The organism is Curtobacterium sp. ME-Dv--P-122a, assembly GCF_030209645.1.
GTDB lineage: Bacteria > Actinomycetota > Actinomycetes > Actinomycetales > Microbacteriaceae > Curtobacterium > Curtobacterium flaccumfaciens.
This window is the reverse complement of record NZ_JARVRO010000003.1, coordinates 113,818-138,996: the sequence shown is the minus strand read 5'-3', so window position 1 is coordinate 138,996 and position 25,179 is coordinate 113,818. Positions and strand designations below refer to the sequence as shown.

Below are 25,179 nucleotides of genomic sequence, written 5' to 3'. Positions count from 1 at the left end.
GCCGCACCCGTCCCTCCACCCGAAACGGAACCCGACATGTCGCAGCAGCACAGCGAGCTCTCCGCACAGCAGCAGCTCGAGGCCTACGGCTACAAGCAGGAGCTCAAGCGCTCCGTCTCCACCACCGACCTGCTCATCTACGGTCTGGTCTTCATGGTCCCGATCGCCCCGTGGGCGATCTTCGGGACCGTCTACAACGCCTCCAGCGGCATGGTGCCGCTGGTGTACCTGGTCGGCCTCGTCGCGATGATCTTCACCGCCCTGGCCTACGCGCAGATGGCGAAGTCGATCCCCCTCGCCGGCAGCGTGTTCTCGTACGTCGGCCGCGGCATCCACCCCACCGCCGGGTTCTTCGCCGGCTGGGCGATCCTGCTCGACTACCTGCTCGTCCCGACGCTGCTCTACGTGTTCGCCGCCGAGAGCATGGTCGGCATCTTCCCGGGCACGCCCCGCTGGCTGTGGGCGCTCGTGTTCGTCGCGATCAACACCGTCATCAACCTGGCCGGGGTGTCCTCGCTCAAGCTCGCGAACCGCATCTTCCTGCTCATCGAGCTCGTCTTCGTCGCGATCTTCGTCGTCATCGCGATCGTCGCGCTGACCGGCGGCACGATCCCCGACGCGTCCTTCGGCACCGAGCAGATCTGGGATCCCGCCAAGGTGTCGGCCCCGCTCATCGCCTCGGCCCTGTCGATCGCGGTGCTGAGCTTCCTGGGCTTCGACGGCATCTCGACTCTGTCCGAGGAGTCCACCGGCCGTCGTGGCGGAGCCGGCACGGCGATGATCCTGGCGCTCGTCATCGTGGCGTTCCTGTTCATCCTGCAGACCTGGCTCGCCAGCGCCCTCGCCGGGGGTCGTGACGCGTTCCCGAAGGGTGAGGCCGGCAACGCCTTCTTCACCATCGTCGAGCAGGCGTCGTCGAGCGGCTGGGCCACCGCGTTCTTCGCCGTCAACGTGCTCGCCGTCGGCATCGCGAACGCCATGGCCGCACAGGCCGCGACGAGCCGCCTGCTCTTCTCGATGAGCCGCGACCGTCAGCTGCCCGCGTTCCTGCACAAGCTCAACGGGCGCCAGGTGCCGCAGAACGCGATCATCGTCGTCTCGGTGCTCTCCGCGATCCTGGTGCTGTTCTTCGTCGGGCAGATCGACACGATCTCGTCACTCGTGAACTTCGGCGCGCTGTTCGGCTTCATGCTCCTGCACGTGTCGGTCTTCGTGCACCACGTCGTCAGGGGGAAGTCGCGCAACTGGCTGCTGCACCTGGTCGTGCCGCTGATCGGGTTCCTGATCATCGGGTACGTCCTGCTGAACGCCGCGGTCGAGGCGAAGGTCGGCGGGATCATCTGGCTGATCGTCGGCGCGGCCGTGTTCCTGTACTACCGACGCACCGGCCGTTCCACCGAGGTCGGATCCGAAGCAGAACCGACGACGGAGGACGCGCGATGACCCCGGACCACTTCCTGCCGAACACCCTCGGCCGCCCCGGGTTCTCCGCAGACCGGGAGCCCGTGCTGCGGGTCCGCCCCGGCACCGGCGAGACCATCGGCTTCGAGACCACCGACGCCGTCTACGCCGAACTCGACCAGCACCACGACATGGCGCAGCTGCAGGCACCGATCAACCCGGTGACCGGCCCGGTGTTCGTCGAGGGTGCGGAACCCGGCGACACCCTCGTGGTGACGATCCACGCCATCGAGCTGACCACGCACGGGTGGTCGGTGTCCCTGCCCGGCTCCGGGGCCCTGCAGCACGTGATGGGCGACCGGGTCTTCGCCCGCCGCTGCCCGATCTCGGACGGCACGGTGCAGGTGTCCGACCGGCACCGGTTCCCCGTCCGGCCGATGATCGGGTGCATCGGGACGGCCCCGGCCGAGGGTGAGAACTCGACGATCATGCCGGCCTACCCCGAGGGCGGCAACATGGACGTCACCGAGGCCCGCCCCGGCTCGACCGTGTCCCTGCCCGTCCGGACCCCCGGTGCGCTGCTGTCGATCGGCGACATCCACGCGCTCATGGCCGAGGGCGAGTCGTCGTTCGTCGCCATCGAGGCCCAGGGCACCGCGATCGTCTCCGTCGACCTGGTCAAGGGCGGTCCGGTGCTCCGCGCGCCCCGCATCGAGACCGCCGACGACTGGCTGTTCGTCGGCCTCGGCGACCCCGTGCAGGAGAGCGTCCGCCGCGGGTACGAGGACGCCTTCGCGTTCCTCGTCGACGAGCACGGCTGGACCGCCGAGGACGCCTACGCGGTGCTCAGCGCGGTCGGTGACTCGAAGCTCGGTGGGCCGACCGGCTCCACCACCCCGGACCCGTTGCACCCCTTCGCCGCCGTCGGTGCGGTCACCCTGCACCGGGTGCCGAAGGCGGTGCTGTGAGGGTTCGCTGATGCGGGGTCCCGGTACGACTGTCGCGCCGGGAACCTGCACAGGCGTGTGCACGATGATGGGCGCATGCACGACACCATCCGCTACGTCGCGATCGGCGACAGCTTCTCGGAGGGCATCGGCGACGCCGGACCCGCTCCGTTCCCCGGCTGGACCGGACGACTCGCGAGCGCGATGGCGGGAGCCTCGGACGCCCACGTCTCGTACGCGAACCTCGCGGTGCGCGGCCGACTGCTCGCCGGGGTCCTCGACGACCAGCTCGAGGCCGCCCTCGCGCTCGACCCGGCGCCGACCCTGATCACCTTCTGCGCCGGCGGCAACGACCTGCTGCGCCCGCGCTTCGAGGTGGAGGCGCTGATCGGGCAGGTCGAGGCCGCCGCCGACCGCGTCGAGGCCACCGGCGCGCGTCTGGCACTCCTCAGCCCGGCCGACCCGAGCGCCCGCCTGCCCCTCGGCTCCCTGATCAACCGCCGCGGTGATGCCTGGGCCGAAGCGCTCGGCACGCTCGCCCGACGCCGTGGCCTGCCGTTCGTCGACGTCTCGCGCGACCCGCACCTGCGCCGTGCGGAGTTCTGGTCGGACGACCGGCTGCACATGAACGCCACCGGGCACCAGCGCGTCGCGGACCTGGCGCTGCACGCGGTCCTGGACGGCCCCGCGCCGGTCGAGCCCGCGGACCCCGGTACCGCCCGGACCCGTCTGGGCGAGGAACTCCGCTACTACCGCGAGTACGTCCTGCCGTGGGTGCAGCGCCGGATCACCCGCACGTCGTCGGGCGACGGACGCTCGGCGACCTACCCGACGTGGACGCCGGTGCGCGGTCAGGACGCGTAGCCAGCGTCAGCCCGCGACGTACACGCGGGTGGTGACCCCGCTCAGCGCGTGCGCGAACTCGTCGCCCGTCGCCACGAAGCCGCCCGCCTCGTACAGCCGCACCGCCCGGTCGTTGTCGCCGAGCACGTGCAGCACGACGCGGGGGTGTCCGGCAGCCCGGGCGTCGTGCACCGCCTCGGACAGCAGCGACCGTCCGACCCCGCGGGCCTGCACCCCGGGACGCACCGCGAGCAACGACAGGTAGGCGGCGTCCGCCGGGTCCGTCGACCGCCCGGTGCCCGGTACCGTCACGAGCACGAAGCCGTCGACCGCACCGTCCGGGCCGGGAGCCACCAACCAGGCGACGTGCTCCGCCGCGAACTTCTGCCGCGCGCGCTCCCGCACCGCCGGGTCCTCGGCGGCACCGTCACGGGCAGCCACGGCCGCGGCCCACAGGTCGATGCAGGTGTCGGTCTCGTCCGGGGTCGCAGGACGCACGACCACGGACGACTCGATCACCCGATCAGCCTACGACCGCCCGGCTCCCGATCCTGAACGACGCTCCACGGTGCTCGTCGGGCAGCCGGTCACCGCGGCCGTGCAGCTTCTGGCGGAGCGACCCCGACTCGTACTCCTCCGGGTAGGCCCCGCGGGCACGGAGCTCCGGGATCACGAACTCGATGACGTCCTCCCACGTGCCCGGGGTCACCGCGTAGGCCAGGTTGAAGCCGTCGACGTCGGTCAGCTCCTGGATCTCCTGCAGCCGGTCGGCGATGGTCGCTCCCCCACCGACCGCCACCGGGCCGAGCCCGCCGATCGCCGTCTGCCGCGCCAGGTCACCGATCGTCCACTTCGACCCGTCCTCCCCGGTCGCTGCCGCGATGTTCGCCGCCGCCGACTGGATCGCGTTCGACTCGACGTCACCGAGGGGCTGGTCCGGGTCCCACTGCGACAGGTCGACGCCCATCCAGCCGGAGTTGAGCACCAGCGCACCGAGCTCCGACGCGTAGGACAGGTAGTCCTCGTACTTCGCCTGGGCCAGTTCGTCGGTGGCGTCCGTGATCACGGTGAGCAGCGTGTAGACGCGGGCGGCGTACCGGTCGCGACCAGCTGCCTCCAGGGCGTCCCGGACCTTCGCGACGGTCGACGCGAGCTGCTCGACGGTCGGTGCGCCCACGAAGACGGCTTCCGCGTTCTCCGCGGCGAAGCGGATGCCGCGCGGCGACGCGCCCGCCTGGTAGATGACGGGCGTGCGCTGCACGGACGGTTCGGACAGGTGGATGCCGGGGACGTCGAAGTGCGTGCCGTGGTGCTCGATCGGGTGCACCTTCGCCGGGTCCGTGAAGACCCCGGCTTCGCGGTCGGCGACGACGGCGTCGTCCTCCCACGAGCCCTCCCACAGCTTGTAGAGCACCTCGAGGTACTCGTCCGCCACGTCGTACCGGTCGTCGTGCGACAGCTGGTCGGTCTGGCCCATGTTCCGCGCGGCGCTCGGCAGGTACCCGGTGACGACGTTCCAGCCGACCCGCCCCTTGGTCAGGTGGTCGAGCGTCGACATGCGTCGGGCGAACGGGTACGGGTGCTCGTACGCGGTGCCGGCCGTGATGCCGAAGCCCAGGTGCTCGGTCACCGACGCCATCGCCGAGACGAGCAGGATCGGGTCGTTCACGGGCACCTGCGACCCGGTGCGGAGCGCGGCCTCGTTCGAGCCGCCGTACACGTCGTAGGTGCCCAGGACGTCGGCGATGAAGATGCCGTCGAACGCCCCGCCCTCGAGCGTCTTCGCCAGGTCCGTCCAGTAGGTCAGGTCGCGGTAGTCCCGCGACCGGTCGCGGGGGTGCCGCCACAGTCCGGAGGACTGGTGCGCGACGCAGTTCATGTCGAACGCGTTGAAGCGGATCTGCCGGTGCTCGCTGCTGGTGGTCACGGGTCGAGACGCTACGTCGGACACCTGCGACCGTCACGGATCGTGACGAAGCGTGACGGTCGGCTCCGGCACCGGCCTGGAGGCCCGCCCCGCGTCCGCCACGTCGCCCGCGCCGGGCGCGTGGCCGGTTCCAGGGCTCAGGCGCGGTCGTGGAGCGTGACGTGGTACCCGTCGGGGTCGGCGAACGTGAACGTCCGACCGAAGGGTCCGTCGATCGGCGCCGAGACGATGCGGTGTCCGTCGGCGACCAGCGCGTCGTGGATCGCCTGCACGTCCGTCGCGTGCAGCCAGATCGCGGCGCCGATGCCGGGCTGCGCCACCGCGTCGAGGTTCGTGCCGGGCACCAGGTCGCGCAGGGCGAAGGCGATCGGCGTGGTCTCGAACACGACGGCGTGCGGCGGACCGGCCTGCGAGCGCACGAGGCCGAGGTACCGCTCGTAGAACGCCCGCGAGGCATCGAGGTCGCGGGTCTGCAGGGAGATGAAGTCGGGGCCGGTGACGGGCATGTGGTGCTCCTCGGGTTCGTGTCAGTCTTCTGACACAGGACAAGCTATGTCAGACTACTGACATGCGTCAAGACGACACCGGTATCCACCTCGAGACGTCGATCGGCTACCTGCTCAAGGAGACCGCGAGCGCCCTCCGGGCGTCGATGGAAGCCGTGCTGCGCCCGCTCGGCATGACGGTGACGCACTACTCCTGCCTCGAGCTGCTCGCGCAGCGCCCCGGCCTGTCGAACTCCGAACTCGCGCGCGGCACGTTCGTGACCCGGCAGTCGATGAACGTGTTGCTGCAGACCCTGGAGCGCGACGGCTTCGTCACCCGTGCCACCGAGCCGTCGGTCGGCAAGGCGCTCCCCACGCAGCTGACCGACAGCGGGCGACGGAGCCTGGCGCAGGCGAGTGCGGCGATCCGGGGGGTCGAGCAGCGGATGCTCGCCGATCTGAGCGCGGACCAGCAGACCGAGGCACGTCAGATCCTGCGGAGCATGGTGACGTCGCTCCGCAGTCAGGGCACGTAGCGCACCGAAGCGGCGTCCTTCGGTGCGTACCGATCCTCGAAGTCACGCTCGTTGGGGACCCACACATCTCGCCAGAGCGCATCGTGCCTGCGCCCGAGCGCACGATCACGAGCCGTGCCCCGACACACCGCCGTGTCGAGGTCGACGTCACACCAGATGCTGACGTCGAGGTGCGGGAGCGCCTCGGGGTGGAAGAGTCCGATCAGGTCGATGATCAGGACGTCCGTCCGCGGCAGCGGCTCGGCCGGGCCGAGGGCTCGCACCGACCAGTCGAACCGCTGGAACGTGCTCGCACGACCGGCTCGGTGCGGTTCGAGCACCGACGACACCAGACGGGGACGATCGACGCCGTCCCAGTCGGAGGACCGCTGGTGGGACCGAACGGGGTCGAGGAAGTCGTCGCCGCGGATGCGGACCGCGCCGGGGAGCCCCTCGGCGAGGGTGCGCGTCAGCGTCGACTTGCCGGATCCGCAGTAGCCGGAGACACCGACGACGATCGGTGCACGGGCCGAGGCGCGGCGGGACGCGACAAGGTCGATGACGCCGTCGCGGTCCATCGGGCAAGCGTACGAGGTCGATGACGGTGCACCGGGGTTCGTAGGCTGAGCGGATGGACGTCGCACTGCGGGACAGCACAACCGAGGACCTCGAGTGGCTCGTCGAGCTCCGGGCCGTGGTGCTGCGCGACGACCTGATGCGCCTCGGGGTGTTCGACGAGACGCGCGTCCGACAGCGCCTCCGCGACGCGTTCCAGCCGCAGCTGACCCGCATCGTCGTGGTCGACGGCCGCGACGTCGGGTCGGTCACCGTGCGGGTCGAGGACGACGTCCGCTGGGTCGAGCACTTCTACCTCGCGCCCGACGTCCAGGGGCGTGGAGTCGGGTCGACCGTGCTGCGCGCCGTCCTCGACGAGCCCCACGACGGCCCGACGCGGCTCAACGTGCTGGTGGGCAGCCCGGCTCGCCGACTCTACGAACGACACGGCTTCGCGCTCGACACCGACGACGGCGTCGACGTGTTCATGACACTGCGGACCGCCGATCGAGCACCCCACGGAGCGCACTGAGCTGCTCGTCGACGAGGTCGGCCATCCGGCGCTCGGCCGGTCCGGTGAGCCAGGCCTCGAGCGCCAGGTGGAACAGCATCACGGTCGTCTCGGCGATCACCGCTGCCTCGGACGGATCGAGCCCGCGGTGGACGAAGGCATCGCGCACCGCGTCCGTCAGGTCGGCACGCTTCCGGGCATCGCGCTCCCGGAGCGAGGACTCGGACAGCACCAGCCGCCGCACCGAGCCGACCTCGCCGTGCCGCCCCTCGAACCGCTCGTCGGCGACGGTGCGGAGGCCGTGCACGACGATGTCGAGCGGATCGATCCCGGCCGGTGCGCCCTCGATGGCAGCCCGGGCGAGGTCGGGGATCTCGTCACCGGCGAAGATCACCTCGCGCTTGTCGGCAAAGTACCGGAAGAAGGTGCGGGTCGTCAGGCCGGCCCGTGCGGTGATCTGCGGCACGGTCGTCGCCTGGTAGCCCTGCTCGGCGAAGAGCTCGAACGCCGCACGCTCGAGTCGCCCTCGGGCATCCGGAGACCAACGCATGTGTCCACAGTAGTAGTGATGACACGTCGTGTCACGGTTGACTGAGCGATGGCACGTCGTGTCATGACTCACTTCGAGCAAGAGATCGGGACACCATGTCGCCATCCGGCAACGCAGCACTCTGGACCACGTCGACCGGGCGGTTCGCCGTCGGGCCCGCACCGGTCCCCCAGCCCGGCCCCGGCGAACTCGTCGTCCGCGCCGAGTCGGTCGCCGTCAACCCGGTCGACGCCGTCGGCGGGCTCTTCCGGCACCTGGTGTTCCCGAAACTGCGGTTCCCCGCGGTCGTCGGATCGGACGTCGCCGGCACGGTCGTCGCGATCGGCCCGGACGTCGAGCGCTTCCGCGTGGGCGACCGGGTCGTCGGGCACGCCGCGGGGCAGGAACAGCACCGGAACAGTGCTGCCGAGGGCGCCTTCCAGCACCTGGTCCTGCTGCTCGACCGTGTGACGACCCCGGTTCCGGATGCCCTGCCCGCCGAGCAGGCGGCGGTCCTGCCGCTCGCCGTCTCGACCGCAGCGGCAGGTCTCTTCGAGCCGGACCAGCTCGCGCTGTCGCTCCCGACGGCCGACACGGTCGATCGCGACGGGGTCGTCCTGGTGTGGGGTGCGTCCACGAGCGTCGGCGCCAACGCCGTCCAGCTCGCCCGGGCCGCCGGCTACGCCGTGATCGGCACCGCATCGCCGAAGAACCACGGGTTCGTGCAGGACCTCGGGGCCGAAGCTGTGTTCGACTACCGCGACGACGGTGCCGCACGCCGAATCCTCGAGGCACTCGCCGACCGGGAGCTCGCCGGCACCCTCGCCTTCGGCCAGAGCTCGCTGACCCGCACGCTCCCGATCGTCCGAGCCGCCACCGGCTCCGGTCGACTCGCGTCGGCGTACCCGACACCGGTGACGACGATCCGTGCGCGGCTCGAGCGCCGACACGGGGTCCACGTCACCGCGATCTGGGGCGGCCGCCCGACGGAGTCCGAGGTCGGCCCCGCGATCTACCGCGACTTCCTGCCCGAGGCGCTGCGCACCGGTCGGTACCGGGCGACGCCGACCGCATCCGTCGTCGGATCGGGACTCGCCGCGATCCCGGACGCCCTCACCGAGCTCCGCGCAGGCGTCTCCGCCCGGAAGCTCGTCGTCACGCTCCCCTGAGCCGGTAGCGTCAGCGACGTGACCGATGCCCACGAGCAAGACGACACGTTCGAGATCATGATGTCGGGCGGTGGCACGCCACGGGGACACCTGCAGGACCCGGGCGCCGTCACGCTGCACCTGGACCCACGGCTCCTCGGCGACACCGCCAGGGGCAAGGAGATGTTCGCCCGGGCCATCGAGCAGCAGCACACCGCACTCTCCGACTACGCCACCGCCATCGCGGCCGCCGACTGTGACGTGACCGCTCCGGCGGTGCAGGACGCCGCGACCGCACTGCACCAGGCGCTCCAGTTCCTGCCGATCGCCCACACCGTGTACACGGGCGTCGGCTTCCCCACCGCCCGCGTCGGGGACGACCCCCGCCCGACCTCGCTGCGACCGGAACGCGGCGAGCGCGGCCTCGGCGTCCACCCGGACATGCTCACGGCGATCCACGGGGACACCTCGCAGCGCTGGGAGCTCGCCTGCGAAGAGGACCTCCCCCTCGCCGTCGAGATCACCCTGGCGACCGATCCGGACGAGAACGTGCGGTCCGCCTTCCTCATGATGACGAGGTCACGAGCCGTCGTCCTGCTCATGGAACAGCGAGAGACCGACCCGGAGATGCTCGAACAGCTCGCCCAGCAGAGCTACGCGAGCCCCGAACGGAAGTTCCCCGTGCCGCTCGCCGACCTCGTTCCCCGAGAGCTGGACGGCCTCTACGAGCTCCTCGGTCTCGACGACGACACCGTCGCGCTCGCGAAGTCCCGCTGGGCACGGGCGCAGGAACGCGGCGAGCGCATCACCGTCGGCGACGCGCTCCGCGAGATCGGCGCCATCGCCTGATCGTTACCCCGCAGTGAGCGACTTCGCGTACCAGCGGTCGGAGTACGGATCGTCGTTGAACGGCGCCACCCGGACGAAGCCGAGCCGCTCGTAGAGCGCACAGGCCTCGGCGAGCTCAGCGCGGGTGTCCAGCCGCAACGACGTGGTCCCGCGTCCCCGGCGGACGCCCTGCGCCGGGTCGCTCCGTCTCGATGATCATCGCGCCCCTTGAACAGGCATACCATTCAGGCCTTCCGGGGCCTGGTCGGCGACCAGCTGCGGACGGGAGGCGCGGGGCGGGCCCGCAACGGGCCTCCCGGTCGGTCGGTGGTCGCGATCGCGAGCCGCAGCCGGCTCAGCGGGCCGCGGTCGCCTCGCGCGCGGCTGCTTCCGCCGCGACCCAGGCGAGCATGCCGCACTTGACGCGCATGACGAACTTCGAGACGCCGTGGAAGGCGACGAGGTCCTCGAGGACGTCCTCGTCGGGCTCACCGACACCGCGCGAGCGCATCATGGTGCGGAACTCCTCGGTCAGTGCGAGGAACTCGGGCACGGTGCGGCCGACGGCCATGTCGGTGAGGACCGATGCCGAGGCCATCGAGATCGAGCAGCCGTCGCCCTGCCAGGCGAGCCCGGCGATGCGGTCGGTGCCGGGTTCGAGCCGCAGGCTGACCGTGATCTCGTCGCCGCACGTGGGGTTCCGCTCGAAGTGCGAGGCATCCGCGTCGGGCATCGCACCGTCGCCGTGCCGCGCCTTCGCGTGGTCGAGGATGACCTGCTGGTACAGGCTGTCGAGGGCGTTCACGCAGTCGCTCCGAAGTAGTCGCGGATCTCGGCGACGGCTGCGAGGAACCGGTCGACGTCGTGCTCGGTCGTGTACACGTACGTGCTGGCACGGCTCGTCGCGACGAGGCCGAGCCGGCGGTGCAGGGGCTGGGCGCAGTGGTGGCCGGAACGCACGGCGATGCCCTGCGCATCGAGGTACTGCGAGACGTCGTGGGCGTGCACGCCGTCGACGTCGAAGGACACCAGGCCGGAGCGCGGGACACCGGCGGGCGGGCCGACCAGGCGGATGCCGGGCACGGCGGCGAGACCGTCGAGCATCCGGCGGGCGAGGTGCTCCTCGTGGGCGCGGACGCGTTCCATGCCGATGCCCTGCAGGTAACGGACGGCCTCGGCGAGGGCGACCGCCTGGGAGACGGGCTGCGTGCCGGCCTCGAACCGCTCGGGCGCCGGCATGAACTCGGAGCCCTCCATCGTCACGGTGGTGATCATCGAGCCACCGGTGCGGAACGGCGGCAGGGCGTCGAGCAACTCCGCACGGCCCCAGAGCACGCCGATGCCGTTCGGGCCGAGCATCTTGTGCCCGGAGAACGCGGCGAAGTCGACCCCGAGCTGCTGCACGTCGAGGGGACGGTGCGGTGCGGACTGGCAGGCGTCGAGCACCACGAGGGCGCCGCGGGCGTGGGCGAGGCCGACGACCTGCTCGACGGGGGCGATCATCCCGGTGACGTTCGAGACGTGCGAGAACGCGACGACCTTCGTGCGGTCGGTGATCAGCGCCGCGGCGTCGTCGGCGGTCCAGGTGCCGTCGTCGGCGACCGGGATCCAGCGCAGGGTGGCACCGGTCAGCGCGGCGAGCTCCTGCCACGGCACGAGGTTGGCGTGGTGTTCGGCCTCGGTGACGAGGATCTCGTCACCGGCGCCCAGGCGGAAGCGCTCGGCGTCGACACCGCCGCGGCCGCGGCTGGCGTTGGCCATGCCGTAGGCGACGAGGTTGAGGGCGTCGGTGGCGTTCGCGGTCCAGACGACCTCGGTCGGGGCGGCGGCACCGATGAAGCCGGCGACGGTGGCGCGGGCGTCCTCGTAGGCGTCGGTGCTGAGCGCCGCGAGCGTGTGGGCCCCGCGGTGGACGGCGGCGTTGTCGTGTTCGAGGAACCGGCGCTCGGCGTCGAGGACCTGGCGCGGGCGTTCAGCCGTCGCCCCGGAGTCCAAGTACGCCAACGGCTGCCCGTTCACGTCCTGCGCGAGGATCGGGAAGTCCCGCTTGATCGCCTCGACCTCGGTCTCGGTGAGCGGCTGGTTCGGCGCCACGACTGTCACGTCTCGTCCTCCTGGTGCTGCTGTCCGGAGCAACCCGTCCATGGTGTCCGTTGTTCCCGACCGCGTCCAGTCGGCACGGCGACGGCCCAGGACCACGCCGGGTCCCGGGCCGTTGCACGTCGTTCGCTACTCGTTGCCGATCTTCTTGTCCGCTGCGTCGCGGGCACCGTCGATCTTGTCGTCGTACTTGCCGCCCGTGGCCTTCTTGACCGCGTCGGCCACACCGCCGAGCACCTTGTCGCTGACGCCCTCGGCCTTCTCGCTCTGCAGGGCGTCCTGGACCTTGCCGTCCTTCAGGAACTCCTGGGCCTTCTTCGTGATGTCGTCGAAACCCGCCATCGGCTGCTCCTCGTCTCGGTGCGGAGCCCGTCGCTCCGTCCTGGCGCCGACAGTAGGCCGCCGGGTAGCCGTCCGTACCGGAACGTTCGGGGTCTTCACACCATCTGGGCGCTGCGACGGCGGGCGAGCACGTACCCGACGGCGACGGCACCGGACACCGCGAGCAACGAGGGCACGAGGATGTCGGTGCCCTGCTGGGTGAACTCGACGACGAGCACCAGGGCGGTGAACGGCGCCCGCATGGTGGTCGCGAGGAAGGCCGCCGCCCCGACGAACGCGAAGGCCGCCAGGCTCGGGCCGTCGGCCGGCCACAGCAGCAGCCACGCACCGCCCAGCCCGCCACCGATCGCCGAACCGATCGCGATCGAGGGGGTCAGCGTGCCACCGACCGCACCCGCTCCGATGGTGGCCGAGGTGGTCACGGTCCGCAGGACACCGAGCAACAGCAGCAGGACGATCGGCGAGAGGCCGGCGAACGAGGCGTCGTCGAGCGTGGTGTTCATCGCGACGAGGCCGAGCGCCCGACCGTTGCCGAGGATCTCCGGGAACGGGATCGCGATGAGCCCCACCATCGCGAAGACCACCGGCAGCACGACGAGCAGGTGCCAGCCCTTCGGCGCGATGCCCTGCAGCCGGTTGGTCAGCTTGACGAACCCGACCCCGGCGAGTCCCAGCACGGGTCCCACGACGATCGCCCAGACGAGCAGCGACGGCGACAGGTGCATCGCGGGCACGTGGTAGAGCACCTCGTCCGGGATCACGAGCCGGGCGGTGATGGCGGCGACGGCACTCGTGGCGAAGGCGGGCAGGGCGGTCGCGAAGCTGATCTCGCCGAGCAGGACCTCGACCGCGAAGAGCGCACCGCCGAGGGGTACGTCGTACACGGCGGCGAGGCCGGCCGCAGCACCGCAGGCGACGAGGATCTTCGTCTCGCGCGCGGTCAGCCCCGCACGACGGGTGACGAGTTGGGCCAGCCATGCCCCGACCTCACGCGGCGCGACCTCTTTGCCGATGGACGCGCCGAGTCCCACGGCCAGGATCTGGATGCCGGCGTTCGCGAGCGTCGCCAGGGCCGGCATCCGCTTGCCGTCGACGGCCGCGGTGACCGAGACGATCGAGCGCCCCCACCGACGGAGTGCCCACCAGGCGAACCCGGTCAGGACCCCGGCCGCGGTGAGCGCGAGGAACCGGTTCAGGCCCGACGATGCGTCGGCGGCCTCGAGGTGCCCGCCGAACCCGTACCCGAAGGCGACGAACTGGATGAGCTGGAGCGCGAGCCAGACCGCGATGCCGGCGATGCCGCCGGAGACGCCCACCAGGGCGGTGACGACGGCGAGCTTGAGGGCCCAGACCGGGGTCGCGTGTCCGGAGTGCGGCATGACCGGAAGCCTAACGGGCTGGACGCACCCGATGACGGACCGCGACGGGCCCGCCGGACGCGGGGCGGGCCTCCAGGCCGGGAGCCCCGACCACCCGCCGTCAGACGGCCGTCACCCGGAACGGCACCACGCAGTCGGCCGGCATGAGCGGTGGCTGCAGGCCGACGGTGCCGAGCACCCGGCCGCTGAACACCCGCGGGCCGGACCACCAGTCCGGTCGCACCAGGTCGTGGCCGTCGCCGATGACCACCGGGTCGACGCGGTACGACGTGTCGGGGTCGAGGTCGCGGAAGGTGACCCGACCGGTGCCGGAGACCTCGGAGCGGCCGATGCTGGCGAGGAAGAAGACGGCCTGCTGCCGGTCCGGCGCGACCGTGCCGTACACGAGCCGTGCGGCGTCGACCTCGTCCGAGCGCACCAGGTCGCCGCCGTGCAGGAGCGGGCGGAGCTCGCGGTACAGCGCGATCCACTCGGTGAGTGCGGCGGACTCGTCGGCGGTCGCGCCGGCCAGGTCCCACTCGATGCCGAGGTGGCCGACCAACGCCGTGCCGGCACGGAAGGCGAGGTCGTGGACGCGACCGGTCGTGTGGTTCCGGCCGCTCGCGATGTGCGAGCCGAGCAACTCCGGCGGCAGGAGCTGCTGCGTCCACCGGTGCATCTGCTGGCGCTCCAGCGGGTCGATGTCGTCCGACACCCACACCCGCGCGGTGTGCTCGATGACGCCGAGGTCGACCCGACCGCCACCCGACGAGCACGACTCGATCTCCAGCGACGGGAAGCGCTCGCCGAGCGTCGCCATCAACCGGTACGCGGCGAGGGTCTGCTCGTGGACCGCTGCGCCACCGCCCGGGAACCCCGCCTCGACGAGGTCGCGGTTGTGGTCCCACTTCACGGCGTCGACCGCGTACTCGCCGATGATCGCGGTCATCCGCTCGAGGACGTGGTCGAAGGCCTCGGGGATCGCCAGGTTGAGCACCTGCTGGTCGCGGGAACGCGCGGGCAGCCGACCGTCGGCCTGCAGGATCCACTCCGGGTGGGCACGCGCCAGGTCGCTGTCCTCGTTCACCATCTCGGGTTCGAACCACAGGCCGAACTCCATGCCGAGCGCACGGACCCGGTCGACCAGGGGGCCGAGTCCGTCCGGCCAGACGTCCTCGTCGACGTACCAGTCACCGAGGCCGGCGTGGTCGTCGCGGCGGCCACGGAACCAGCCGTCGTCGAGCACGTAGCGTTCGACGCCGAGGGCCGCGGCACGCTCGGCGAGGTCGACGAGGCGGGCCAGGTCGTGGTCGAAGTACACGGCCTCCCACACGTTGATCGTCATCGGGCGGGGCGTCGTCGGGTGCTGCGGGCGGCTGCGGAGCCAGCGGTGGAACCGTCGGGCCTGGTCGTCGAGGCCGTCCCCGTGGGCGAAGTACACCCACGGCCCCTCGTACGTGTCGCCGGTGGCGAGCCGGACCTCGCCGGGCAGCAGGAGTTCGCCGCCGCCGATGACCTGGCGGCCGGTGGCGAGCCGTTCGGCGTGGTGCCGGTGGTTGCCGCTCCAGGCGGTGTGGACGCCCCAGACCTGACCGTGGGCGAAGCCGAACCCCGGCTCCCCCACCGTCAGCACGGTCGCGGCATCGGTGCCGGTCCGGCCCTTCCGTCCCTCGCGCTGGTGGGTCCCCACGACGAGTTCGCGGCGCTGCGGGGTCCGCTCCTTGCCCCAGCGGCCGGCGAAGTCCAGGATCTCGCGGGCCCCGGACGGGATCGGCATCGCGAGCGTCAGGTCGTCGACGGTGTAGACGCCGTCGGCGGTGTTCGTCACGCTCGCGCGGGCCCGCACCAGCCCGGAGCCGAGCATCTCGATGGTCACCCGGACGGTGAGTCCGGCGGTGGTGTCCTCGGCGTCGGCGGTGACCGTGGTGTCGGTGACCGCGAGCGACGTCACCGTGAACGCGGGCGACCAGTCCGCGCCGTCACGGTGCCCGGCGAGCCCCGGACGACCGCTCCAGCCCCGGTGTGGCTCGGGCAGCACGGACAGGCGGACCGGGTCGTCCATCTCGTTCGGGGACACCGGGGCGACGTCGGCGTCGGCGAGGGCCGTCAGCGCGTCGGTGTCGAGCGGTCCGAGCGCCGCTCCCCAGTGCACGACGGCGGGGAGCGCGTCGTCGCGGCAGTCCAGGACGAGCGAGACGCCACCGGCGGTCAGGTGGACGAGTTCGTGCGGCATGCGGGCTCCAGTCGGCGTCGTTGCACATCAGAGCTTTCCGGTCCGGGGCCGTCCGCTGCAAATCCTGCGGCGGCGCGGCTCCGGTTGCGGCGCAGCCCAGGCTGCGGCGCGGCTCCGGTTGCGGCTCAGAACCAGCGCTTGACCTTGAACACCACGTACAGGATCGCGGCGAACAGGACCATCGCGACGATCGACAGCGGGTACCCCCACGTCCACCCGAGTTCGGGCATGTGCGTGAAGTTCATCCCGTAGATCGCGGCGATGAGCGTCGGCGCGAACAGGATCGCCGCCCAGCCGGAGATCTTCTTCGTGTCGTCGTTCTGCTTCTGCGCCGCCAGGGTCGAATCGACGGTCAGGGCGTTCTGCAGCAGCTGCCGGAACGTGTCGAGGCGTTCCACCGCCCGGATCGCGTGGTCGAGGACGTCGCGGAACCGCCGCTGCATCTCGATCGGCAGGTGGTACTTCTCGGCGCCGCGGTGCAGGTTCTCGATCATGTAGACCAGGGGGCGCGCTGCTCGCTGGAAGTCGACGACCTCGCCGAACAGCTCGTACACGCGCCGGGACACCCCGGCCTCGCCCGAGAACAGCTGGTCCTCGATCTGGTTGATGTCCTCCTCGAGTCCGTCGATCACCGGCACGTAGCCGTCTACGATCGAGTCCATGAGCGCCCAGAGCTGCGCCTGCGGGCCGACGGTCACCAGCCCCGGCTTGCCGCTCAACCGCTGCAGCGCCTTGGGAACGGTCTGCTTGCCGCGGGGGTCGGCCTTCACGACGGCGAGGAAGAAGGTCTCACCGACGAAGGCGTGCACCTCGCCGAACGCCACCTCTTCCTGCTGGTCGTTGTACAGCGCGGGCTTGAGCACCACGAACAGCGTCGAGCCGTAGCGCTCGAGCTTCGGTCGTTGGTGTCCCTCGGCGGAGTCCTCGACGGCAAGTTCGTGCAGGCCGAGGGCGACCGCGACGTCGCCGAGTTCCTCGGCGTCGGGCTGGTGCAGGACGATGCACGCGCTGGCGCCCTGCTCGTCGAGCATCCGGAAGGTGTCGTCGAGGGACGGACTCGCGATCGGTGCGATCCGGTCGATGTAGACGGTGTTCAGTTCGACGCTCACGCGCCCACCGTACGCAGGGTGGCCGGTCTCCGGCCTGGAGGCCCGTGGCGGCCCCGCCACACGCCCCGCGTCCTGCCTGAACGCGCGCTGCACGACCGCCGTCACCGGCCGCCTACGGTGCGGGTCATCAGCATGCTGACGAAAGGGACTGTCATGAAGAGGATCTGGAAGCGCATCGCGGTGGCCGTGAGCGCGGTCGTCGCCGTCATCGGCGCGTACGTCGGGTCGGGCGCTGCCGGTGGCACGCCCATCCAGGACGCCGCCGGTGGCGCCCTGTCGGCGTCCTCGACCGCGATCGCCCCGGACGGCCCGGCCTTCTCGATCTGGAGTGTCGTCTACGCCGGGCTCATCGGCTACGCCGTGCTGCAGCTCTTCCGCACCGCGAACGACGAGCGGCACGAGCGGCTGGTGGTGCCGGCGGTGCTCTCCCTGCTGCTCAACGCCGCGTGGATCCTGTCGGTGCAGTTCGGGTTCCTGTGGGCGAGCGAGCCGATCATCGTCGCCCTGCTCGTCGTGCTGATCTGGACGTTCACGATCCTGCGCCGGACCCCGTCCCGCGGCGTCGTCGAGGCGATCCTGACCGACGGCACCTTCGGGCTGTACCTCGGGTGGGTCTGCGTCGCGACGGCCGCGAACACCGCTGCGGTGCTGACGGCGGCGGGCTTCCGGGGCTTCGGACTCGGGCAGGACCCGTGGGGCGTGCTCGTCGCCGCGGTGGCCGGGCTCGTCGGGGTCCTCATCGCGCTGTGGGGCCGCGGACGCCTGGCACCGATGGCCTCGGTCGCGTGGGGTCTGGCGTGGGTCGCCGTGGCCCGGTTCGAGGGACCGCTCGTCTCCGTGCCGACGGCGGTCGCGGCCGTGGTGGCTGCTGCGGCCGTGGTCGTCGTGACCGTGGTGGTGCGTGCCCGCGCCGGCTGGGTCGGCGGCCGTGCCGGTCGGGCGGCGGCCCCGGTCGCGGCCTGACGCGGATCTGCCTGCACGTCAGGCCCGCGAAAGCGACAGTTCCCGCGGCCCCGCACCCGTTCGGACCGCGAAAGCGACAGTTCCCCGCCGATGTTCGGCGGGGAACTGTCGCTTCCGCGAAGTGGGCGGCCGGACAGCCAGACGCCCCCGGCCTCAGCGCGACGACTGCGTGGACGCGACCAGGCCGTGGGCGGCGGCGACCGCGGCGTTCGTGACCCGGCCGTCGTGCACGTTCAGGCCGGCGGCGAGTGCGGCGTCGGCCTCGAGCGCGGCCTCCCAGCCACGGTCGGCGATCGCGACGGCGTACGGCAGCGTGGCGTTCGTCAGCGAGATCGTGCTCGTGCGCGGGACGGCACCAGGCATGTTCGCCACGCAGTAGTACACGGTGTCGTGCACGGCGAAGGTGGGGTCGTCGTGGGTGGTCGGGTGGGAGCCCTCGAAGCAGCCGCCCTGGTCGATCGCGATGTCGACCAACACCGAGCCCGGCCGCATGTCGGCGACCATCGCGTCGGTGACGAGCTTCGGCGCGGACGCCCCGGGGATGAGCACGGAGCCGATCACCAGGTCCGCGTCGCGCAGGGCCTCGGCGATGGCGTGCGCCGACGAGCGCAGGGTCGTGACGCGGCCGTCGAACCGGGCGTCGAGTGCCCGGAGGCGCGGCAGGCTGATGTCGAACACGGTGACGTCGGCACCCATGCCGAGCGCCATCGTCGCGGCGTGCTCCCCCGCGACGCCGCCGCCGATGACGACCACGCGGCCCTTCGGCGTGCCGGGGACCCCGCCGAGCAGCAGCCCGCGCCCGCCGTTCGTGCGCATCAGGTGGAACGCGCCGACCTGGGCGGACAGTCGCCCGGCGACCTCGGACATCGGCGACAGCAGTGGCAGCGAGCGGTCCGGCAGCTGCACGGTCTCGTAGGCGATCGCCGTCGCGCCCGAGTCGATGAGGGCATCGGTCAGCGGCCGGTCGGCGGCGAGGTGCAGGTAGGTGAAGAGCACCTGGCCCGGCCGGATCATCGGGTACTCCGACGCGACCGGTTCCTTCACCTTGAGGATCAGCTCAGCGCGCTCCCAGACCTCGGCCGCGGTGTCGACGATCGTGGCGCCGGCGGTGCGGTACTCGTCGTCGGTGAAGGCCGAACCGGCCCCGGCACCGGCCTGCACCAGCACCTGGTGGCCGTGCGACCCGAGCTCGGCGACACCGGCGGGCGTGGCCGCGACGCGGTACTCGTTGTTCTTGATCTCGGTGGGGACGCCGATGCGCATGCTGACTCCTTCGTGGGCGGTGCGTTCGTCCCGTCCATTCAGCACCGGATTCGCCCACGACAGCGCTGAGCCGAACATCCGGACAGCGGCAGCGCGATCCGTGTCACGAGATTCGGCGGAACGGTCCGCAGCGGCAGTGGGTCAGTGCCCGCGCAACGACTCACTCGGCAGCTCCCCGAAACGGCTGCGGTAGGTCGCCGAGAAGCGTCCGAGGTGCCCGAAACCCCACGTCCGCGCGATCTCGGCCACGGTCGTCTCGTCCAGCGCACCGCCGACCAGGTCGGTCCGGGCGCCGTCGAGCCGCACGCCGCGCAGGAGCTCCCCCGGCGTCTGGTCGAGGTGACGACGGAGCGACTGCTGCAACCCGCGGGGGCTGAGCCCGGCCGCCGCCGCGATGTCCGGCGTGCCGATCGCTTCGCGCGCGTGCTCGTGCACGAACTCGAGCGCTCGGCGCAGACGGTCGTGCTCCGGGCCGCTGCCGGACACCGTCGCCCGCCACTTGTTGCGCTGCGGGAACGCCTGGATCGCTGCGGTCGCGAAGGCCTCGGCGATGTCGTACTGCACCATCGGACTCATCGACCGGTCGACGTCGAGCCACGTGGCCGAGTACTTCCGCACCACCGACCGCCACAGCGCGATGCCGTCGGCGGTCGGGCGGCGCATCGGTTCGAAGGCGAAGTCGTCGTCACCGGCGACGGCACGGACGAAGTCGCGGTCGAGCTGCACCAGGTTCAGGGCGATGTCGTGGTGGTGCAGCGCGTACGGCTCGGCGAAGGGGAGCACGACCGGCACCCCGGCCTCGAGCTCGAACGTCTCGCCGCCCGTGGTGATCCGGCTCGAACCGCTGCGCAGCCACGCGACCAGGAACTCGTCGTCGACCTGGCTCTCGCTCCGCAGGTCGACCATGAACCGTGACGAGCGCAGGGACATCCGCTCGTCACCGACACCGGCGAAGTCCCAGTGGGCGTTCTCGTGGGTGCGACGGACCAGTGGCGCACGGAAGTCGTAGTCGCCCGTGAAGAACGCGAGCGCCTGGTCGACGTCGCTGCCGACCATCCGCCGGAAGTACCGCTGACCGGGCTGTTCGAGAGAAAGCACCATGCACCAGAACCTAGGACGGACCACCGACAAACTGCGTCAGGTCCTGACTCAGGGCTGCAGGATCGCCTGCCCCACGCTCTCGTCCAGGATCAGGTCCGTGATGAGCCCGGCGGCCAGCGCGCCCCGCAGCGACGCCGCCTTCGACCGCCCGGCGACGACGCAGACCCGCCGCGGCGCGCGCTTGATCGTGTCGAGGTCCGGAGCGCCGGCGCGGGCGTTCACCCCGATGTCCTTCCACGAGCCGTCGGCCCGGTAGAACACCGTCGAGACGTCACCGACGACCCCCGCCTGCGTGAGTTCGTCGCGGTCCTCGGGGTCGAGGTACCCGCCGGAGTACACGTGCGAGGGCACCGGGGCCTGCGGGGCACCGACACCGAACACGACGAGGTCCATCCGCTCGTGCAGGTCGAGCACACGGCGGATCGAGCGCTCCCGGAACAGCGCTTCCTTCGTCCCGGGGTCGTCGAAGAACGCCGGCACCGGGAACTGCTGCACGAACGCGCCGTAGGCCTCGCCAAACCGGCGGAGGATCTCGGACGCGTAGACGATGCCGGTGGTGCGGGTGTTCGCGGCGCCGTTGATCTGCACGATCGTCGAGCCGTGGGTGGTCTTCGGCACCAGGTAGCGGCTGACCGCGCTCACGGTCGAGCCCCACGAGATCCCGATCACCATGTTCGACTCGACGTACTGCGTCAGGATCCGGGCGGCGGACAGCGCGACCCGTTCGAGCCGGTCGACGTCGCTCGTGTGGTCCGGCACCGGGACGACGTGCGCGTGCACCCCGAAGCGGGAGCGGATGCTCCGGCTCAGCGCAGCGGCCTGGTCCAGGGGCGAACGGATCTGGATGTCGACGAGCCCGGTGTCCCTGGCGTACTTCAGCAGCCGCGACACCGACGAGCGCGAGGTGCCGAGTTCGTCGGCGATCGCGTCCATCGTCAGGTCCTGCAGGTAGTACAGGTGGGCGGCGCGCAGCGCCTGCTGCGTGCGCATGGGCTGAGCCGCATCGCTCATGGTGCTCCGATCTGTCGAACGCAACCATGCACGGACGTGCAGGGCCTCTGCAACCCCTGCCGCGCCTCCTGACCGCCGTGTCGGGCCTGGACGATACGTGTGCTGCACGTTCGTGCATGCGAGTTGCCCGCCCTGTCGAACGAGCGCACGATCGATCCTGACCCCACGAACAGACGAAGGAAGCGACGAACCATGTCGAAGAAGACACAGCCCCGGAACACGGTGACCGCACTCACCGAGCGCCCGAACGCGCAGGTCCTCGTCGTCGGCGGCGGCATCAACGGCATCGCGACGTTCCGCGACCTGGCGCTCCAGGGCGTCGACGTCGCCCTGGTCGAGCGTGGCGACTACGCCTCCGGCGCCTCCGCGGCCTCGAGCCACATGATCCACGGCGGCATCCGCTACCTGGAGAACGGCGAGTTCCGCCTGGTGCGCGAGAGCGTGCAGGAGCGCAACGGCCTGATCCGCATCGCCCCGCACTACGTCAAGCCGCTGCAGACGACCATGCCGATCTTCTCGACGTTCTCCGGCATCATGAACGCCCCGCTGCGCATGCTGACGCACAAGCAGCGCTCCACGAAGGAGCGCGGCGCGATGCTCATCAAGATCGGCATGACGATCTACGACTCCTTCTCGCGCGACGGCGGCTCCGTCCCGAAGCACGTCTTCCGCACCAAGAAGGCCGCGCTCGAGGACATGCCCGCCCTCAACAAGGACCTGAAGTACACGGGCACCTACTACGACGCGAGCGTGCACGAGCCCGAGCGCCTGGCCCTCGACGTCCTGAAGGACGGCCTGGCCGCGGGAGCCGACAAGGCACGCGCCGTCAACTACGTCGAGGCAGCCGGCACCCGCGACGGCGGCGTCCTGCTGCGTGACCGCGAGACCGGCGACGAGTTCGTCTTCACGGCCGACGTCGTGATCAACGCCTCCGGCCCCTGGACCGACCTGACGAACGAGGCGTTCGGCGGCGAGACGAAGTTCATGGGCGGCACGAAGGGCTCGCACATCGTCGTCCACAACGACGAGCTGCTCGAGGCCACCAAGGGCCGCGAGCTGTTCTTCGAGAACGACGACGGCCGCATCGTCCTCATCTACCCGCTCAAGGGCCGGGTGCTCATCGGCACGACCGACATCGACGCCGACCCCTCGAAGCCGGTCACGACGACCGACGAGGAGATCGACTACTTCTTCGGGCTCGTCAAGCACGTGTTCCCGCAGATCGACGTCACCCGCGACCACATCGTCTACAGCTACTCCGGGATCCGTCCGCTCCCCCGCCACGAGGACACCGCCCCCGGCTTCGTGTCCCGGGACTACCGGATCGTGGACACGCAGATCGCCGGGCTGCCGAAGTCGACCGTGCTGTCGCTCGTCGGTGGCAAGTGGACGACCTTCCGCGCCCTCGCTGCACACCTGTCCACCGAGGCGACGACCAAGCTCGGCATGAGCCGCAAGGTCGACACCACCGGCATGCCGATCGGCGGTGGCAAGGAGTTCCCGACCACGGACGCGCAGCGTGCCCTGTGGATCAAGTCGCACCGCGACGGCCTGGACGAGTCCCTGGTCGAGGGGCTGCTCGAGCGCTACGGCACCCGTGCCGCCGAGGTCGTGGACGTCCTGACCGACGGCCCGGTCGAGCCGCTCGAGTCCGACCCGTCGCTCACCCGCGCCGAGGTCGCGTACTTCGCCCGCCACGAGCAGGCCGTCCACCTGGTCGACGTCGTCCTGCGCCGCACGAACCTGGCGTTCGTCGGCGGGGTCACGATCGACCTGCTCGACGAGCTGGCCGATGTGCTCGCCGGTGCGCTCGGCTGGACGACCGAGGAGCGCGCGGACGAGGTCCAGCGCACGCTCGACGTGCTGCGTGAGTCGCACGGCGTGATCGTGCCGCTGACGTCCGCGTCGGCGTCGCAGCTCGCGTAGTCGACGCAAGGACAACGGACGGGCGCGCCCCGCTCAGCGGCAACGCGAAGCGTTGTGCGGGGCGCGCCGACCGAGCCTGCGAGGGAGGACGGTACCAGCTGGTACCGGGCCTCCCGTCTGTCTGCTGGTCGCGTCAGAAACGCTCGCCGGTGGGGTCGAGCGCCGTGCGGTCGATGAGCTGGTCGCCGCCGACCGGCTCGCCTTCCCAGTCGACCAGGCGCCAGCCGTCGGCGAACGAGCCCTCGAGTTCGACGATGCCGGTGTTCTCCAGGTGACGCTTCGTGCCGAAGTGGTCCGGGGTGTTCTGCGCAGCTGCGCTCGCCCACGTGCGGATCGCGGCACCGTGGCTGACGGCGGCGGCGACCGCGACCCCGGTGGCCTCGATCTGCCGGACGGCGTCGTCATAGCGCTCGAAGAACTCGACGCCGCTCTCGGCACCGGGCATCCGGGTCGTCCGGTCGCCGCCGGACCAGCCGTGCACGGTGGAGATGTAGGTCTGCACGGACACCTTGTCGCTCTTGCCCTGGGTGTCGCCCGCCTCGATCTCGCGCAGGCCCGGCAGCACCACGGGCTCGAGGCCGAGCGAGGTCGCGAGGGGCGCCGCGGTGATCTGTGTGCGGACCATCGACGACACGAACAGTCGCTCGATCCCCCGGTCGGCGAGCGCTGCGGGCAGGGCGTCGGCCTGCTGCTGCCCGAGCTCGGTCAGCCCCGGTCCGGGCACCACGGCATCGAGGATGCCGTGCACGTTCGCGGGGGTCTGGCCGTGGCGGATGAGCAGCAGTCGCATGCCGCCACCCTACGGACCGCCGCTGACGTCAGCCCTGCCGGGTGTTCCACCGGGGGTTCTTCTTGTTGATCACGTAGACGCGACCCCGGCGTCGGACGACCTGCGAGCCGGGGATCTTCTTCAGGGCCTTGAGGGAGTTGCGGACCTTCACGACGAGCCTCCTTGTTGATAACGGTTTTCAGTTACAGTAGCGGACATGCGTGCTGCTGCCATCACCCTCGTCACCGCCCTGCACCAGGTCGACGCTGACCGCGTCGCCGCCCGGATCTCGGACGGACACCGGATGCACGTCGCCGGGAGTGCCTTCGCCACCGCCCGCGCCGTGGCCGACCGCGCCGACCAGCTGGACCGGGTCTGCGGGCCCGACGCGGGCCACGGGCTCGTCGTCACCCTGCACCCCGGGGCCGATGCCCGAGCCGTCGGCATGCTGCTCGCCAACGCGGCACGGTCCGAGACCGGCGACGACCGGGTGCTCCGGCACGTCGTCGGGGTGCTGCGGGCCGACGACGTCGCGCACCTGCTGTGGTCGGACGTCGACGACGCGTTCGTGGCCGCGGACCGGATGGCCGCACTCGTCGAGTACGCGACGGTGATCGCCCTCGACCGCATCGAACCGCTGTCGGGCCGTCGACGACGGGCGCTCGTGTCACTGCTGCACCGGATGGCACCCCAGGCCGTGATCGTCGCCCTGCCCGCGATCCGGAGCGCCGCCGACCTGCCGGCCTCGAACGGTGGAGCAGCGCGGGTGCTCGCCACCGGCGCCGGCTGGATGCGGGCCCTGTCGAGCGGCGCGGACACCGGGCGCGACGCCCGTGACGCCCTGGTCTCGATGCGCTACCGGGAGCCGCTGCCGTTCCACCCCGGGCGACTCTCGACCGTCATCGCCGAGGACCTGTCCGCCGGCGTGAACGGCCGCGTGCTGCGGTCGCGGGGGTTCTTCCGCCTGGCGTCCCGGCCGGACCACGTCGGCTCGTGGTCGAGCTTCGGGTCGATGCTCGCGCTCGACCCCACCGCGAACCCGTCGTGGGACGCCGATGCCCCGATCGGGCAGGCGCTGTGGTTCGTCGGCGAGCAGCTCGACGTCCGGGCAATCGAGCGGGCGCTCGACGGGGCGCTGCTCACGCCGTCGGAACTGCTCGCCGGGCCGGACGTGTGGCGCGGCTGGCCGGACCCGTTCCCGGTGTGGCCCGCGGTGGACCCGGCGTCGGAGCACCGGCACGAGTGAGGGGGGGGCGGGTGCGCGGGCGGCTGCGCACTCGTCTTGCGACAGAGCACGAGTCGATCGACGCGTGCA

At 71.3% G+C, this 25,179-nt stretch carries 27 protein-coding genes; 10 read left to right on the top strand and 17 right to left on the bottom strand.

Annotated elements, in window-relative coordinates:
• Window positions 1-36: 36 nt before the first annotated feature.
• The 3 genes from QRN49_RS03030 to QRN49_RS03020 all read left to right on the top strand — a co-directional run bounded on the left by QRN49_RS03030 (window position 37) and on the right by QRN49_RS03020 (window position 3,212).
• Window positions 37-1,443 (top strand): APC family permease, encoded by a 1,407-nt coding sequence (locus QRN49_RS03030; RefSeq protein ID WP_209131112.1) that lies wholly within the window; start codon window positions 37-39, stop codon window positions 1,441-1,443.
• Window positions 1,440-2,369 carry an acetamidase/formamidase family protein gene (locus tag QRN49_RS03025; RefSeq protein WP_284753905.1) on the top strand — a complete coding sequence of 310 codons (930 nt, stop codon included), beginning with the start codon at window positions 1,440-1,442 and terminating at the stop codon, window positions 2,367-2,369. Before QRN49_RS03030 ends, QRN49_RS03025 begins: the two co-directional genes overlap by 4 nt.
• Window positions 2,370-2,444: 75 nt before the next feature.
• Window positions 2,445-3,212: an SGNH/GDSL hydrolase family protein gene (locus tag QRN49_RS03020; protein WP_284753904.1), complete on the top strand. Its 768-nt coding sequence runs from the start codon at window positions 2,445-2,447 to the stop codon at window positions 3,210-3,212.
• Window positions 3,213-3,218: 6 nt separating this feature from the next.
• Here QRN49_RS03020 and QRN49_RS03015 read toward each other — a convergent pair whose 3' ends face one another.
• From QRN49_RS03015 to QRN49_RS03005, 3 genes are all read right to left on the bottom strand, one after another.
• Window positions 3,219-3,710: a GNAT family N-acetyltransferase gene (locus QRN49_RS03015; RefSeq protein ID WP_284753903.1), complete on the bottom strand. Its 492-nt coding sequence runs from the start codon at window positions 3,708-3,710 to the stop codon at window positions 3,219-3,221.
• A gap of 4 nt (window positions 3,711-3,714) precedes the next feature.
• The gene (locus QRN49_RS03010) at window positions 3,715-5,118 is read right to left on the bottom strand and encodes an LLM class flavin-dependent oxidoreductase (protein ID WP_284753902.1); all 1,404 of its coding nucleotides are present in this window, start codon (window positions 5,116-5,118) and stop codon (window positions 3,715-3,717) included.
• 137 nt (window positions 5,119-5,255) lie between these two features.
• The gene (locus QRN49_RS03005; RefSeq protein ID WP_284753901.1) at window positions 5,256-5,624 is read right to left on the bottom strand and encodes a VOC family protein; all 369 of its coding nucleotides are present in this window, start codon (window positions 5,622-5,624) and stop codon (window positions 5,256-5,258) included.
• Between the two features lie 62 nt (window positions 5,625-5,686).
• Between QRN49_RS03005 and QRN49_RS03000 the strand changes: the two genes are divergently transcribed.
• Window positions 5,687-6,139: a MarR family winged helix-turn-helix transcriptional regulator gene (locus QRN49_RS03000; RefSeq protein ID WP_209082194.1), complete on the top strand. Its 453-nt coding sequence runs from the start codon at window positions 5,687-5,689 to the stop codon at window positions 6,137-6,139.
• Here the strand turns inward: QRN49_RS03000 and QRN49_RS02995 are convergent.
• A complete protein-coding gene (locus QRN49_RS02995) occupies window positions 6,127-6,696 on the bottom strand; it encodes a uridine kinase family protein (protein ID WP_284753900.1) in 570 nt (189 codons plus the stop codon). The two genes, QRN49_RS03000 and QRN49_RS02995, sit on opposite strands and share 13 nt — an antisense overlap.
• A 53-nt stretch (window positions 6,697-6,749) precedes the next feature.
• Here QRN49_RS02995 and QRN49_RS02990 point away from each other — a divergent pair, with 53 nt between their 5' ends.
• Window positions 6,750-7,205: a GNAT family N-acetyltransferase gene (locus tag QRN49_RS02990; protein ID WP_284753899.1), complete on the top strand. Its 456-nt coding sequence runs from the start codon at window positions 6,750-6,752 to the stop codon at window positions 7,203-7,205.
• Here QRN49_RS02990 and QRN49_RS02985 read toward each other — a convergent pair.
• A complete protein-coding gene (locus tag QRN49_RS02985; RefSeq protein WP_284753898.1) occupies window positions 7,159-7,734 on the bottom strand; it encodes a TetR family transcriptional regulator in 576 nt (191 codons plus the stop codon). The genes QRN49_RS02990 and QRN49_RS02985 overlap by 47 nt on opposite strands.
• A 95-nt stretch (window positions 7,735-7,829) precedes the next feature.
• Here QRN49_RS02985 and QRN49_RS02980 point away from each other — a divergent pair, with 95 nt between their 5' ends.
• Window positions 7,830-8,882, top strand: a complete 1,053-nt coding sequence (locus tag QRN49_RS02980) for a zinc-binding alcohol dehydrogenase family protein (RefSeq protein ID WP_284753897.1) — start codon at window positions 7,830-7,832, stop codon at window positions 8,880-8,882.
• 18 nt (window positions 8,883-8,900) lie between these two features.
• Window positions 8,901-9,710, top strand: coding sequence for a hypothetical protein (locus tag QRN49_RS02975; RefSeq protein ID WP_284753896.1), 810 nt, complete (start codon window positions 8,901-8,903; stop codon window positions 9,708-9,710).
• A gap of 3 nt (window positions 9,711-9,713) precedes the next feature.
• Here the strand turns inward: QRN49_RS02975 and QRN49_RS02970 are convergent, their stop codons facing one another.
• From QRN49_RS02970 to QRN49_RS02940, 7 genes are all read right to left on the bottom strand, one after another.
• Complete coding sequence (locus QRN49_RS02970; RefSeq protein ID WP_284753895.1) at window positions 9,714-9,848, bottom strand: N-acetyltransferase; 135 nt, start codon at window positions 9,846-9,848, stop codon at window positions 9,714-9,716.
• Between the two features lie 196 nt (window positions 9,849-10,044).
• Complete coding sequence (gene sufU / locus QRN49_RS02965; protein ID WP_111022150.1) at window positions 10,045-10,494, bottom strand: Fe-S cluster assembly sulfur transfer protein SufU; 450 nt, start codon at window positions 10,492-10,494, stop codon at window positions 10,045-10,047.
• Complete coding sequence (locus QRN49_RS02960) at window positions 10,491-11,783, bottom strand: aminotransferase class V-fold PLP-dependent enzyme (RefSeq protein WP_111032084.1); 1,293 nt, start codon at window positions 11,781-11,783, stop codon at window positions 10,491-10,493. The genes sufU and QRN49_RS02960 overlap by 4 nt, the downstream gene beginning before the upstream one ends.
• A gap of 135 nt (window positions 11,784-11,918) precedes the next feature.
• Window positions 11,919-12,131, bottom strand: a complete 213-nt coding sequence (locus QRN49_RS02955; protein WP_071247674.1) for an Rv0909 family putative TA system antitoxin — start codon at window positions 12,129-12,131, stop codon at window positions 11,919-11,921.
• A 95-nt stretch (window positions 12,132-12,226) separates the two neighbouring features.
• On the bottom strand, window positions 12,227-13,510 hold the full coding sequence (locus tag QRN49_RS02950) for a chloride channel protein (RefSeq protein WP_071405054.1): 1,284 nt from the start codon (window positions 13,508-13,510) through the stop codon (window positions 12,227-12,229).
• 100 nt (window positions 13,511-13,610) lie between these two features.
• Window positions 13,611-15,722 carry an alpha-galactosidase gene (locus QRN49_RS02945; RefSeq protein ID WP_284753894.1) on the bottom strand — a complete coding sequence of 704 codons (2,112 nt, stop codon included), beginning with the start codon at window positions 15,720-15,722 and terminating at the stop codon, window positions 13,611-13,613.
• A gap of 125 nt (window positions 15,723-15,847) precedes the next feature.
• Window positions 15,848-16,831, bottom strand: a complete 984-nt coding sequence (locus QRN49_RS02940; protein WP_284753893.1) for a magnesium and cobalt transport protein CorA — start codon at window positions 16,829-16,831, stop codon at window positions 15,848-15,850.
• A 153-nt stretch (window positions 16,832-16,984) separates the two neighbouring features.
• Between QRN49_RS02940 and QRN49_RS02935 the strand changes: the two genes are divergently transcribed.
• Window positions 16,985-17,794 (top strand): TspO-related membrane protein, encoded by an 810-nt coding sequence (locus QRN49_RS02935; RefSeq protein WP_284753892.1) that lies wholly within the window; start codon window positions 16,985-16,987, stop codon window positions 17,792-17,794.
• Window positions 17,795-17,947: 153 nt separating this feature from the next.
• Here the strand turns inward: QRN49_RS02935 and ald are convergent, their stop codons facing one another.
• The 3 genes from ald to QRN49_RS02920 form a co-directional block, all read right to left on the bottom strand.
• Window positions 17,948-19,057: an alanine dehydrogenase gene (ald, locus tag QRN49_RS02930; protein WP_284753891.1), complete on the bottom strand. Its 1,110-nt coding sequence runs from the start codon at window positions 19,055-19,057 to the stop codon at window positions 17,948-17,950.
• Between the two features lie 141 nt (window positions 19,058-19,198).
• A complete protein-coding gene (locus QRN49_RS02925) occupies window positions 19,199-20,158 on the bottom strand; it encodes an AraC family transcriptional regulator (protein ID WP_284753890.1) in 960 nt (319 codons plus the stop codon).
• Window positions 20,159-20,206: 48 nt separating this feature from the next.
• Window positions 20,207-21,169 (bottom strand): sugar-binding transcriptional regulator, encoded by a 963-nt coding sequence (locus QRN49_RS02920; protein ID WP_284753889.1) that lies wholly within the window; start codon window positions 21,167-21,169, stop codon window positions 20,207-20,209.
• Window positions 21,170-21,361: 192 nt separating this feature from the next.
• On the opposite strand from QRN49_RS02920, the gene QRN49_RS02915 reads away from it, so the two are divergent.
• Window positions 21,362-23,095, top strand: a complete 1,734-nt coding sequence (locus tag QRN49_RS02915; RefSeq protein ID WP_042538186.1) for a glycerol-3-phosphate dehydrogenase/oxidase — start codon at window positions 21,362-21,364, stop codon at window positions 23,093-23,095.
• Between the two features lie 133 nt (window positions 23,096-23,228).
• Here QRN49_RS02915 and QRN49_RS02910 read toward each other — a convergent pair whose 3' ends face one another.
• Window positions 23,229-23,885, bottom strand: a complete 657-nt coding sequence (locus tag QRN49_RS02910; protein ID WP_042538188.1) for a histidine phosphatase family protein — start codon at window positions 23,883-23,885, stop codon at window positions 23,229-23,231.
• 28 nt (window positions 23,886-23,913) lie between these two features.
• Complete coding sequence (ykgO, locus tag QRN49_RS02905; protein ID WP_017888460.1) at window positions 23,914-24,036, bottom strand: type B 50S ribosomal protein L36; 123 nt, start codon at window positions 24,034-24,036, stop codon at window positions 23,914-23,916.
• A gap of 45 nt (window positions 24,037-24,081) precedes the next feature.
• Here ykgO and QRN49_RS02900 point away from each other — a divergent pair, with 45 nt between their 5' ends.
• Window positions 24,082-25,110 carry a GTP-binding protein gene (locus tag QRN49_RS02900; RefSeq protein WP_163342711.1) on the top strand — a complete coding sequence of 343 codons (1,029 nt, stop codon included), beginning with the start codon at window positions 24,082-24,084 and terminating at the stop codon, window positions 25,108-25,110.
• Window positions 25,111-25,179: the final 69 nt, after the last annotated feature.